Genomic DNA, 12758 nt, shown 5'->3' with positions numbered 1-12758 from the left:
AGTCCGGGGGTTCGGCGGGTTTGCGTTACTTTTAACTTCTGGTTGGCCGCTCGTCGAATTGCCTCTGCTCATGCACTCCCGTATTCAGAACTCTTTTGCCCAGCTCGAAGCCCGGCACGGCATCCGCATCCTCTATGCCTGTGAGGCGGGCAGCCGCGCCTGGGGCTTCCCCTCGCCTACTTCCGACTACGACGTGCGCTTTATCTACTGCCACCCCGCGGCCTGGTACCTGGGCCTCGACGAGGAAGCGGACACGCTGAACTTTGCGGTAGACGAGCTCCTGGACCTGGGCGGCTGGGAGCTGCGCAAGACGCTCAAGCTGCTGCGCGGCTCCAATGCTACCCTGTTCGAGTGGCTGCAGTCCCCGATTGTGTACCACGAAGCGCTGGACTTCCGGGCCCGCCTCACCCCGCTGCTGCCCCGCACCTTCAACCACCGCGCCGCCCTGCACCACTACCTCGGGCTGGTGCGCCGCGGCCTCGAATCAGACCTTACCGCGGACTCAATTCGCCTCAAGCGCCTCTTCTACGCCCTGCGCTCCGCCCTGGCCGCCCGCTGGATTCGCACGCGCCCCACGGTGCCGCCCATGGAGTTTGGGGAGCTGCGGGAAGTGCTGCCCCCCGAACTCCGGGCCGAGGTGGAGGAGCTGCTGCAACGCAAGGCCCGGGCCGATGAGAAAACCACGGGGAGCGTCTCGGCGGTACTGCGGGAGTTTGTGCAGCAGGAATATACCGCCGCCAGCGCCAGCCGCGCCTCCCTGCCCGTGCCGCGCGGCCCCGAGCCGACGGCCGAGCTAAACGGCCTGTTTCGACAGTGGCTCCAAGCCGCATTCCCCGGGTGAACAAGCAGCCCGATTTTCCAGCTCCCACTTCCTTGCCGTGCCCCTTTTGCCCGTGATGGATATTACCTACTTGCGCGAGCATCAGCTCATTATCTTCGAAGCCGTGAGTGGCAGCCGGGCCTACGGCACCGACTTGCCCCACTCCGACACCGACCTGAAGGGCGTGTTCATTTTGCCGGAGCGCGACTTCTACGGCCTCGACTACGTGCCCCAAGTGGCGAATGCGTCCAACGATGAGGTGTTTTATGAGCTGCGCCGCTTTGTGGAGCTGCTGCTCAAAAACAACCCGACAGCCCTGGAAATTCTGGGCTCCCCGCCCGACTGCATCCGCTACCAGCACCCGCTGTTTGCCGCTTTCCGGCCCGAAAACTTTCTGTCCCGGCTCTGCCGCCAGACCTTCGCCGAGTATGCCGTAGCCCAGATTCGTAAGGCCAAAGGCCTGAACAAGAAAATCAACAACCCCGAGCCCCCGGCCCGCAAGTCGGTGCTGGACTTCTGCTACGTGACGGTGGGCGCCGGGGCCGTGCCGGTAGACAAGTGGCTGGAGCGCACCGGCGTGGGGGCCGCCCAGTGTGGCCTGGCCAACGTGCCCCACCTGACCGACCTCTACGCCCTGTTTGTGGACCCCGACCCGGCCGGCCCGCTGGGCTACCGCGGCCTGCTGCGCGACGAGGCCACCTCCAACGACGTGCAACTGTCGGCTGTGCCCAAGGGCGAAGTGCCCGCGGCCTACCTTTCCTTTAACCGCAACGGCTACTCCACCTACTGCCGGGTCTACAAAGAATACTGGGACTGGGTGGCCCGCCGCAACGTGGAACGCTACGAAAATACGGTGCAGCACGGCAAAAACTACGACGCCAAAAACATGCTGCACGTGTTTCGGCTGCTGCGCACGGCCCTGGAAATTGCCACGACCGGCCAGCTGCACGTGCGCCGCCCCGACCGGGAGTTCCTGCTCCAGATCCGGCGCGGCACGTTTGAGTACGACTACCTCGTGGCCGAAGCCGAGGCCCTGGTCGAGCAGGTGGATGCGGCCTTCGCCACCTCCCCCCTGCCCGATGCCCCCAACCCGGCAGCGGCTACGGAACTGCTGCGCCGGGTGCGGAAGCAGTTTTATGCCTCCGCGCCGGGCAGCTCCATGGGTTAGAAGCGGCTCCGGTGCCCGCCGGCTTTCTGGCTGAGCTTGGGCAAGCGGAACCAACTGCTTTTGCGGTGGCGCTTACTGCCTTTATAGACTTTATAATTGGGCCGGTGCACGTACATGCGGCCTTTGGCTTTGGCTCGGGCATACGAGCTGGGCCGGGCGGCGGACACTTCACTGGTCAGAAACAGGAACAGGACGCCAAACAACAACAGCACTTTATTCATCACAAGAGAAGGTTGGTGTAGCATAAGAACTGTGTGAGAGGGGTAAATATTGTTCTGCCCAGAGTACCACCCGCTTCCAGGGGAAGCAGGGCCGGCTGACGCAGTTTTGCCGGGGCTTCCACGGGCTGGTTTTGGCAGCATTGCCCGCCGGCGTGTATATTCGTTGCTTATCGTCTTTGCTGCTCTATGTCTGCCCCGCTCGCTCCACCCGATTCGTTAGCCGCTCAACTGCAGCAGGAGCAGAAACGCCGTGAGCAGGCCGAAGCCCGGGTAGCCGCCCTGGAACAACAACTGGCCGAGGCCCAGGCCACCGCCCAGCGCAACCACGTGCTGCTGGCCTCGCTGGCGCAAAACATGCGCATGGGCTTTATGCTCGTCGACGACCAGGGCATGGTGGAGCTGGTCAACCAGCGCTACTGCGAGCTGTTTGGCGTCGAGAACATCCCCACGCCGGTGTCGGGCATGGCCGTAGCGGCCCGCATTCAGCACAATTTTCAGGACCCGCAGGGGTATCTGAAGCGCGCGGGCCAGGTACGGGCCAACGGGGAGTCGGTGCTGAACGAGGAAATACCCCTGGCCGACGGCCGCGTGCTGGAGCGCGACTACCTGGTGCTCGACAGCGTGATGGCCGGCCGTCTGGTGTGCTACCGCGACGTGACCGAACGCTACCAGCGCGAAGCCCAGCTGCGCACCGTTTCCCTGATTGCCGAGCAAAACCCGAACCCGGTGCTGCGGCTGGCCCTCGATGGCGAGCTGATTTATGCCAACCCCGCGGCGGCCCCCCTGGTAGCAGAGCTGCACACCACCCCGGCGCTGCGGGCCCAGCTGCTGGAGCTGGTGACCACCGCCCTGACCACTGCCAACAGTCAGCAGCAGGAAATCAGCGTGGGCAGCCAGTGCTTCCTGCTGCAGGTGACGCCCGTGCCCGAGCAGCCCTACGCCACGCTCTACCTCGTCGACATTACGGCCCGGCGCCAGGCCGAGCAGCAGCTGGCCGAGCAGCGCGAATTTTACGAGGTGATTTTGCGGGAGCTACCCGTGGGCGTATCCGTCTTTGATGCCCAGCACCGCTACCTCTTTGCCAACCCGGCCGTGCTGCCCAATGAGGCGGCCCGGCAGTGGCTGATTGGCAAAACCAACGCGGAGGTCACGGCCTACCGCCAGCGGCCGGCCGAACTGGCCGAGCAGCGCGAGCAGATGTTCCAGTGGGCTATAGCCAACCGGCGCGACATGCAGTGGGAAGAAACCGTGCAGGACCCTTCGGGGACGGCCCACGTGCTACGCCGCTTCCACCCGATTTTCAACCCCGATGGCAGCCTGCGCCTGCTGGTCGCCTACGGCCTCGACATTACGGCCCGGCGCCAGGCCGAGCAGCAGCTGGCCGAGCAGCGCGAGTTCTACGAGGCGATTCTGGATGAGCTGCCCGTGGGCGTGGCCGTCTTTGATGCCCAGCACCGCTACCTCTTTGCCAACCCGGGGACTATCAGCGACGACGCCACCCGGCAGTGGATGATCGGCAAAACCAACTTTGAGGCCATGGCCTACCGGCAGCGGCCCCGCGCCATGGCCGAGCTGCGCCAGCACATGTTCGAGCGGGCCGTGCAGGAGCGCCGCGACGTGGAGTGGGAAGAAACCATCGAGGACCAGGGCAATTCGCATCATTTGCTGCGCCGCTTCCGCCCCGTCTTCAACGCCGACGGCAGCTTGCGCATGATGGTCTCGCACGGGCTCGACGTGACCGAGCGCTACCGGGCCGAGCAGCAACTGGCCGAGCAGCGCGAGTTCTACGAAACCATTCTCAACGAGCTGCCCGCCGATATCGGGGTGTTTGACACCCAGCACCGCTACCTGTTTGTGAATCCGGTGGGCATTAAAAACCCGGAGGTCCGGGCCTGGATTATCGGCAAGGACCACTTCGAATACTGTGCCTACCGGCAGCGGCCCATCGAGCTGGCCGAGCAGCGCAAGCAGATGTTCGACGAGGTGATTGAACAGCGCCGCCAGGTTTCGCACGAAGAAACCGTGCAGACGCCCGAAGGCCCCCGGCACTTGCTGCGCATGATGCAGCCCGTCTTCAACCCCGACGGCTCGGTGCGCCTGATTGTGGCCTACGGCCTCGATATTACCGAACGCCACCGGGCCGAGCAGCAGATCATTGAGCAGCAAGAGTTTATCCGGCAGATTGTAGATACCTCGCCCAACTTCCTCTACGTGACCAACCCGGCCGGCATGCCTACGTTCACCAACGTGAGCTTTGCCGACGCGCTGCTGCGCAGCCACCACGAGCAAACCGACCTCACGGCCGATACGCCCGAGGCGGCCGAGCTGCGGCAGCTCGCCACCTGGAACGACGTGGTAATTGCCACCCGCGACGAAGTATCCGGGGAGATGCCCTTTACCCTGGCCACGGGCGAGGTGCGGCAGCTGCAAGTGGTAAAACGCCCGCTGCTGCGCCCCAACGGGGTGCTGGAGGTGCTAACCGTGTGCACCGATATTACCGAGCTGAAGCGGGCCAAGCGCGAGGCCGAAGCCGCCGCCACGGCCCGGGAAAACTTTTTGGCCAACATGAGCCACGAAATCCGCACGCCCATGAACGGGGTGCTGGGCATGGCCGGCCTGCTTACCCGCACGCCCCTGAGCGCCCAGCAACAGGAGTACGTGTCCATTATCCGCAACTCGGGCAACCACCTGCTGGGCCTGCTCAACGATATCCTGGACGTGGCCAAAATCACGTCGGGCAAGCTGGAGCTGGAACAGATTCCCTTCGACGTAAACCAAACCCTGCAGGCGGTGGGCCAGACCCTGAGTTTTCAGGCCACGGCCAAGGGCCTGAGCTTTACCATCAACCCCGTGGTGGCGGCCCAGCCCTTCGTGCTGAGCGACTCCCAGCGCCTGAGTCAGGTGCTGCTGAATCTGCTCAGCAACAGCCTCAAGTTTACGGAACGCGGCGGCATCACGCTGACGGCCCGCCTGCTCGACGAAACCGACGATACGCTCACCATCAACTTCCTGGTGGCCGACACCGGCCTGGGCGTCGCCGTCGATAAGCAGGAAAGCATCTTCTCGACCTTTACCCAGGCCTACGCCGATACCAGCCGCCGCTTTGGGGGCTCGGGCCTGGGCTTGTCCATCAGCAGCAGCTTGGTAGCGCAGTTGGGGGGCCACCTGCTCATGAGCAGCGAGCCGGGCCAGGGCACCTGCTTTGGCTTCACGCTAACCTTTGTCAAGGCTTCGGCCCAGGCCGTGCGCGAGGCCAACCCCCAGGAAAACGAGCAGGATCTGGCCCAGGCCGTGCAGGATATCCGCGGGCTGCGGGTGCTGCTGGTCGAAGACCACGACGTGAACCGGCAGCTGGCCCAGCTGGTGCTGGAAAGCTACGACGTGGCCGTGGAAACGGCCTCGGACGGCGCCTCGGCCCTGGCCTTGTTTGAGCACCACCTCTACGACGTGATTCTGATGGATATTCAGATGCCGGGCATGAACGGCCTGGAAGCCACGGCCCGCATCCGCCAGCACCCCGACGAATCCCGGGCCCAGACGCCCATCATTGCCCTGACGGCCAACGCCTTTCTGGCCGACAATGAGAAGTATCTGGCGGCCGGGATGAACGACTGCCTGGCCAAGCCCTTCGAAGCCACCGAGCTGGTGCGCAAGATTCTGGCCCTGCACCGTTCGGATCCGCGGCCCGCTCCGGCCCTGTTTGCCCTCGACGATTTACAGCGTACGGCCCGGGGCAATCCGGCTTTTGTGCTGCGCATTCTCCAGTCGTTTCTGACCCACACCCCGGCCATGGTGGCCCAGCTGCAGGAAGCCGCCGCCGCCGCCGACTGGCCCCACGCCGCGGCCCTGGCCCACCGCATCAAACCCTCGCTGAAGCTGCTCATGACCCAAGAGCTGCTGCCGATGATAGCCACCCTGGAAGAGCCCAGCGCCAGCGCCGAAGACCGGGCTCAGGCGGCCCAGCACCTCAACCAGCTGCTGCCCCAGCTGCTCTGGCAGGTGCAGCACTATGTGTCGAACAACCAGCCCACACCGGCCTAGCGCTAGTAGCCGAAACAAGGTAAAAGCCCCGCATTCTCACGGAAAGAATGCGGGGCTTTTTCGGGCCAAAAGTTCGGCGGATACTGCGGGCCGACACTTAGCTAAGGGTTCCTAAGTGCTCGGAGCCGGGCAGCAGATACTTGTTGGGAGTGTTTTCGGAACCGGCGGTGCGCACCAGCTCGCTGACGCGCTGCACGGCCAGCATAAACCGGTCGTACTCAAAAGGCTTTACCAGATAATCGGCCACGCGCAGCTCGAAGGCTTCCCAGGCAAAATTCTCGTGGGCGGTGGTCAGCACCACCTGGGGCGGCTCGGGCAGCAGGCGCAGCATATCTAGGCCGTTAAGCTCAGGCATCTCCACGTCCAGAAACAGCACGTCGACCTGCCGGCCGTTGCTGAAAAACTCCAGCCCTTCCACGCTGCCCGATAGGGAAGCTACCAGCTGCAGTGAGCCGCTCATTTCCACGTAATGCTCCAGGGTCAGCCGGTTGATTTCCTCATCATCCAGAATGGCACAGGTCAACAGCGGAAGCTCAGAAGAGGAGGATGGAAGCATAAAAAAGCAGCGACAAAGGCCGCCCGCGGCCGGGTGGCAAACGGGACTTACCGCCCATAGCGGGAGAATACTAAGTTAGGGTAGCCTGCCGTAAACAGGTAAAGCACAAAGATATGGGAATAATAAAACCTCAAACTCACCCGCTGTCATTTTCTTTTCCTATCCTCTTTCCATAATTCAATTTTAACAGGCTATAATTTAATAGACGAATTCTCCCAGTAGTCCACCTCTTCATCGGCTGGGCGCGGTACATAAGTTCAGCTTTTCATTACCCCTTCGTATCCTGAACCGTATAGCCCCTTACCACCAACCGCGCAAGCCGATGGAAACTCCTTATTTTAAGCCTATTCCCGCCGACTTGCCCCAGCCGGAAGCTGCTGCCCGCCTGAAACGGCAGCGTCACGCCGAGTGGGGTATAGCGGTGGCCTCAATGGGTGGAATTGGGCCCAAGCCCGAGCTGCTGCAGGAGTTGCAGCGCTACATCGACGGGGAACTGACAATCCAGCAGATTGCCCAGCTGCCCTACTCGTCCGACGTCAACCAGTCTCCGGCCCTGGAGGCTATTCTTACCCGCGAACGACTAAGCGACGCGGCGTAATTCAACAAAAAATCCCGGCCAGTGGCCGGGATTTTTTGTTGGGCTGGCAAGCCAATGCGGACTTAAACCGTCTGTTCTTTTTCCTGGATAAGCCGAAAGGCCTCGGCGTTGCCTTGCTGCTCGGCCAGGTCCAGAGCCGTCAGGCCGCGCACGTCGCGGACGTAGATATCGGCTCCGGCATCGAGCAGGAGCTTGACGAGGTTGTTGCGGCCAAACATGGTGGCAAACATCAGAGCCGTGCCCCCGTTGCCGTTCTGCAGGTTCAGGTCGGCGCCGTGCTCGATGAGCAGGGTGGCAATAGCGGGGTAGCCTTTGAAGCTGACGCCCATCAGGGCCGTGTTGCCGCTCACATCCTGCACGTTGGGGTCGGCGCCGGCGGCCAGCAGCGCCTGGGTGGCGGCCAGGTGGTCGTCGTAGGCCGCCACAATCAGGGGAGTGAAGCCCTTGCCATTCTGCACGTTCACATCCAGCTGGGCTAAGAGCTCCTGAAGTTGGGCTACGTCGCCGCGGCGGGCCGCATCGAAAAGGAGGTCTTCGGGTCGGGAAGAGGAAAAATCCATCAGTAGTAGGGGGTCAGGTTGTGGTTGGTTGGTGCAGGCAATACGACGAAAACTACCGCCGTGGTTAACCTATTGCATTTCGACATTTCGGCGGGCCGCCTAAGTAGTAGCCGCCTGCAGGTCGTGGCCCTGGATGGCACCGGCCATCAGGGCCGGAAACTGATCGGGCGTGCAGGCAAAGGAAGGAACCCCTAAGGCGGCCAGTTGTTCGGCCAGCTGCCGGTCGAAGCTCGGGGCGCCTTCGTCGCTGAGGGCCAGCAGGGCCACCATCGTCACGCCCGCCGCGTTGAGACTGGCCGTGCGCTTGAGCATTTCGGCCTGGTTGCCCCCTTCGTACAAGTCGCTGATGAGCACCAAAATAGTATCGGTGGGCCGGGTGATGAGTTGCTGGCAATACGTCAAAGCCCGGTTGATGTCGGTGCCGCCGCCGAGCTGAATGCCGAAAAGCAGATCCACCGGGTCCTGCAGGTCCTGGGTCAGGTCGGCCACGGCCGTATCGAAGACGACCATGTGGGTTTTCACGGCCTTGAGCGAAGCCAGCACTGCCCCGAACACGCCCGCGTACACCACCGACGAAGCCATGGAGCCACTCTGGTCCACGCAGAGCACGATTTCCTTCAGGGCCTGCCCGCGCCGGCCGTAGCCAATCAGCTTTTCCGGCACCACAGTTTTGTAGGCGGGCTGGTAATGCTTGAGGTTGGCCCGGATGGTGGCGCCCCAGTTGATTTCGGCGTAGCGCGGCCGGGGGTTGCGCACGGCCCGGCTCAGGGCGCCCTGCACAGCCTGGCGCAGGGGGTTGGCCAGGCGCTGCTCCAGATCCTGCACCACGCGCTGCACCACCTCCCGGGCCGTGTGCTTGACCTTGGCCGGCATCACCCGGCCCAGCGACATGAGCAAGCCCACCAGGTGCACATCGGGCTGCACGGTGCGCAGAATCTCGGGCTCGAGCAGCATGCGTTGCAAGCCCAGGCGCTGCATGGCATCTTTTTGCATCACGGCTACCACCGACGAGGGAAAGTAGCTGCGGATGTCGCCCAGCCAGCGCGACACCCGGGGCGCGGAGCTGCCCAGACCGGCTTTGCGCTCGGCCTGGTCGCTGTCGTAGAGGGCGGTGAGCACCTCGTCCATGCGGCCGTAGTCGGGGGAAAGCGGAATGTCATTGCTGGCGTCGGCGGGTGAGCCGAGCACGAGCTTCCAACGGGCGGCGTTGCTCATAAATTCGAATAAAGGCCGGCTACCGGGGCCTGAAACAGGTGAGAGCTTTGGCGGGTTTGCGGTACTTTCGGCTTTTGCCGCGACTGTACCCTGATTTCCGAATGAAATATAGCAACAATGCGCGCCGGGCCAGCTTGTGGCTGCTGCTGGGCGTGCTGGGCTGCACCAAAAAGCTGACCGTTTTGCCCCCGCCGGCTCCGGCCGGCGCCGTGGTGCCGGGCGTGAGTGAGGAGCTGGCCCGGGACCGGGCCCGGCGTATTTCGGGGGTTGCCTACGACCTGTTTCTGGATATACCGTGGGAAAAAGCCGACCCCATCCGGGCCACCGAAACCGTCCGCTTTCACCTGACCGACGCCAGCCAGCCCGTGCAGCTCGACTTCAAGGAGCAAGCCGATCATCTGAAAAGCCTGACGGTGAACGGCAAGCCCACCGGCGTTGACTTGCGGGCCGAGCACCTGGTGCTTCCCGCCGGTGACTTAAAAGGTGGGCTGAATCAGGTTCAAATCGAGTTTACGGCCGGTAACCAGAGCCTGAACCGCAGCGAGGAGTTTCTCTACACCCTGCTCGTGCCCGACCGGGCCCGCACGGTGTTCCCCGGCTTCGACCAGCCCGATCTGAAGGCTACGTTCAAGCTCACCTTGAACGTGCCGAATGAATGGGAAGCTATGGCCAACGCGCCGCTGGATTCGGTTCAAAAACTCGACCTCAGCGGCCTTCTGCCGGGGTCCAGCACTTACTTCTTCGCTCCTTCCGATACCATCAGCACCTATTTATTCTCCTTTGCCGCGGGCAAATTCACGCGCGTTTCGCGCACCTTGGCTGGTCGGAAAATGCAGTTTCTGCACCGCGAAACGGATAAGGACAAGCTGCGCCTGAGCCTGGACCCGATTTTCCGGATTCATGCCGACGCGCTACAGTTTTTGCAGGACTACACCGGCATTCCCTACCCCTTCCGCAAGTTCGACTTTGTGGCCCTGCCCGACTTCCAGTACGGCGGCATGGAGCACGTGGGCGCCATCGACTACAAGGCCAGCACCCTGTTTCTGGACCAGGGCGCTACCCAGGACCAGCTCCTGGCCCGCGCCAACCTGATTGCCCACGAAACGGCCCACATGTGGTTCGGGGACCTGGTGACCATGCAGTGGTTCAACGACGTGTGGATGAAGGAGGTGTTTGCCAACTTCATGGCCGACAAAATCACCCAGGTGGCCGTAGCCAATTCCAACTACAACCTCAAGTTCGTCATCGACCATTTTCCGGCCGCCTACGGCGTCGACCGCACTGCCGGGGCCAACCCGATTCGGCAGGAGCTGGCCAATTTAAAAGACGCCGGCTCGCTCTACGGCAACATTATCTACCACAAGGCCCCCATCATGATGCGGCAGCTCGAGCGGCTGATGGGCGAGGAACCGTTTCGGCTGGGCTTGCAGGAATATTTGCGCACCTACGCCCACGGCAACGCCACCTGGCCCGAGTTGATCCGCATCCTGGACGCCCGCACCCCGGCCGATCTGCAGGCCTGGAACCAGGTGTGGGTAAACCAGCCCGGCCGCCCCGTGTTCGACTACGACCTGCAAACCAGCCGGGGCATCATCAGCCGCCTGCAGCTCACCCAGCGGGCCGAGGATGGCTCGGCCCGGCTCTGGCCCCAGCGCTTCGAAGTGCTGCTCGTGTACCCCGACCGTGTCAAGGAGCTGACGGTGAATATGGACCAGCAAGCCGTGCTGCTGCCCGCAGCTGCGGGGGAGCCGGCGCCATCGTTTATCCTGTTCAACTCCACGGGGCTGGGCTACGGGGTATTCCCGATTCGGAAGCCCTTGGCTACCGGCGTCACCGGGCTGGCCAATCCCGTGGCCCGGGCGGCGGCCTACGTGAACCTGTACGAAAACATGCTCAACGGCCGTGGCATTGCCCCAGCTCAGCTGCTGACCGTGTGCCGCCGCGCCCTACTCCAGGAGCCGGAAGAGCTGAACGCCAAGCTACTCACGGGCCACGTGAGCGACATCTACTGGAAGCTGCTGCGGCCCGCCCAGCGCGCGGCCCTGGCCCCGGAGCTGGAACAGGAGCTCTGGCGCACGATGGAGCAGACGACCTCGGCCAACCTCAAAAAGCTGCTGTTCAAAACCTACCAGTCGGTTGCGCTGAGTGCGGCGGCCCAAACGCGGCTTTACCGCATCTGGGACCAGCAGCAGGCTCCGGCGGGCGTCAAGCTGACCGAGGACGACTACACGGCGCTGGCCCTGGCGCTGGCCGTGCGCGACTACCCCGCCCCCACGCCCCTGTTGCCCCGGCAGCTGACCCGCATCCAGAACCCCGACCGGCGGCAGCGCCTGGCGTTTCTGCTACCCGCCCTGGCCCCGGAGGCAGCCACGCGCGACGCCTTTTTTGCTTCGTTAGCCGACGAGAAAACCCGCGAAAAGGAAGCCTGGGTGGTGGCGGCCCTCGGCTACCTGCACCACCCGCTGCGGGCCGCTTTCTCCGAAAAATACCTACCCCAGAGCCTGGCCTTACTGGAGGAAATCCAGCAGACCGGCGACATTTTCTTTCCCTATTCCTGGCTGCAGGCTACCCTGGGCTTTTATCAGACGCCTACGGCGGCCCGCACCGTCCGGCAGTTTCTGGCCGCCCACCCCGCCTACAATCCCAAGCTGCGGGCCAAGATTCTGCAGGCCGCCGATGAGGTGTTCCGGGCCGAAAAGCTGGTACGGTAAGAGTCCGCTATTTTCTTCTGCGCTTCGAGTCAACAACCATCTACATTCAGGCCATCGACTGCCATGACACAATCCCACCTGATTTGATAATCTATGAGTTTGATTCAGAAGCTGCGTCATGTATTCGGTCCTGCACGGCCGACGTCTCAACCAACAACGCCCGAGCCGCCGACGCAGGTTGAAAGGGTGTTGCAACAGCAGCTTGTTACCCGGCTCCAGGAAGTATTCCCTGGTTTACAAGTGGCCCGGCACGGAGACCAAATCGTAATTGCCCCCTATTCCCTAATGCTGGATACTACTGTATTCGAGCGGACTCAGCACCCTAACGCAGTGGTTTTAGGCTTGGGCTTCCGGCTTATCCATTCGCAGTTCTTTCCTGCCGGAATAGTAGAGTGCCTTGCGGGGCTCGGTGAGAATGACTCCGATGCTATTGATTCTGGCATTCAGAATTACTTGCACAGTGGATTTAGTACTGTTGTTGAAGCCTTGGAAGGCAACCACAATCCTGCGTTAAACATAACTTCCGCCACCGGTGCCCTATGGCATTCTACACTAAGCCCAATCCAGGTCCAGGGGGCTTGGGCAGATCGGCAAGAGCACATAAATGAACATCACTTTTTTGACCTCTTAAAGCCCCAACTACTTCGCCAATTGACGTCAGAAGCGCTATGCTGGCTAAAACTATATACCTCGAAACAACCCAGTGGAGAGATTATAGCCGAATGCCTTCTAAATAACGAGCCTTGGCAAGAAGGCCTGGCTTTAGTATACCAGGATGCAGAACAATGGCCGGCCTCCGCTGCCTTTGCGGGGCAAAAGCAATTCTTGGTCTTTCGGCGCTGTGGCTCGGCGGTACTGTTATAGCAGA

At 62.5% G+C, this 12758-nt stretch carries 10 protein-coding genes; 6 read left to right on the top strand and 4 right to left on the bottom strand.

The annotated features are described in order from the left end of the window. Positions 1-70 precede the first annotated feature (70 nt). Together E5K02_RS03650 and E5K02_RS03645 are read left to right on the top strand one after the other, a co-directional pair. Positions 71-841 (top strand): nucleotidyltransferase domain-containing protein, encoded by a 771-nt coding sequence (locus E5K02_RS03650; protein ID WP_135392171.1) that lies wholly within the window; start codon positions 71-73, stop codon positions 839-841. A gap of 37 nt (positions 842-878) precedes the next feature. Further along, positions 879-1988: a DNA polymerase beta superfamily protein gene (locus tag E5K02_RS03645; RefSeq protein ID WP_240737139.1), complete on the top strand. Its 1110-nt coding sequence runs from the start codon at positions 879-881 to the stop codon at positions 1986-1988. Here the strand turns inward: E5K02_RS03645 and E5K02_RS03640 are convergent. Beyond that, positions 1985-2209, bottom strand: coding sequence for a hypothetical protein (locus E5K02_RS03640; protein WP_135392169.1), 225 nt, complete (start codon positions 2207-2209; stop codon positions 1985-1987). The two genes, E5K02_RS03645 and E5K02_RS03640, sit on opposite strands and share 4 nt — an antisense overlap. Positions 2210-2395: 186 nt before the next feature. On the opposite strand from E5K02_RS03640, the gene E5K02_RS03635 reads away from it, so the two are divergent. Further along, positions 2396-6250: a PAS domain-containing protein gene (locus E5K02_RS03635; RefSeq protein WP_135392167.1), complete on the top strand. Its 3855-nt coding sequence runs from the start codon at positions 2396-2398 to the stop codon at positions 6248-6250. 97 nt (positions 6251-6347) lie between these two features. On the opposite strand, the gene E5K02_RS03630 is transcribed toward E5K02_RS03635, so the two are convergent. Then, positions 6348-6806 carry a LytR/AlgR family response regulator transcription factor gene (locus E5K02_RS03630; RefSeq protein ID WP_135392165.1) on the bottom strand — a complete coding sequence of 153 codons (459 nt, stop codon included), beginning with the start codon at positions 6804-6806 and terminating at the stop codon, positions 6348-6350. Between the two features lie 322 nt (positions 6807-7128). Between E5K02_RS03630 and E5K02_RS03625 the strand changes: the two genes are divergently transcribed. Next, entirely contained in the window at positions 7129-7404 is a 276-nt protein-coding gene (locus E5K02_RS03625; RefSeq protein ID WP_135392163.1) for a hypothetical protein, read from the top strand. A gap of 62 nt (positions 7405-7466) precedes the next feature. Here the strand turns inward: E5K02_RS03625 and E5K02_RS03620 are convergent, their stop codons facing one another. Further along, entirely contained in the window at positions 7467-7964 is a 498-nt protein-coding gene (locus E5K02_RS03620; protein WP_135392161.1) for an ankyrin repeat domain-containing protein, read from the bottom strand. A gap of 99 nt (positions 7965-8063) precedes the next feature. After that, on the bottom strand, positions 8064-9179 hold the full coding sequence (locus E5K02_RS03615; RefSeq protein WP_135392159.1) for a VWA domain-containing protein: 1116 nt from the start codon (positions 9177-9179) through the stop codon (positions 8064-8066). A gap of 101 nt (positions 9180-9280) precedes the next feature. On the opposite strand from E5K02_RS03615, the gene E5K02_RS03610 reads away from it, so the two are divergent. Further along, on the top strand, positions 9281-11890 hold the full coding sequence (locus tag E5K02_RS03610) for a M1 family metallopeptidase (protein ID WP_135392157.1): 2610 nt from the start codon (positions 9281-9283) through the stop codon (positions 11888-11890). A gap of 93 nt (positions 11891-11983) precedes the next feature. Next, positions 11984-12754: a DUF6348 family protein gene (locus tag E5K02_RS26215; protein WP_394346413.1), complete on the top strand. Its 771-nt coding sequence runs from the start codon at positions 11984-11986 to the stop codon at positions 12752-12754. Positions 12755-12758: the final 4 nt, after the last annotated feature.

Source organism: Hymenobacter metallicola (assembly GCF_004745645.1).
Classification (GTDB): domain Bacteria; phylum Bacteroidota; class Bacteroidia; order Cytophagales; family Hymenobacteraceae; genus Hymenobacter; species Hymenobacter metallicola.
This window is presented reverse-complemented; position numbering and strand designations above follow the sequence as displayed.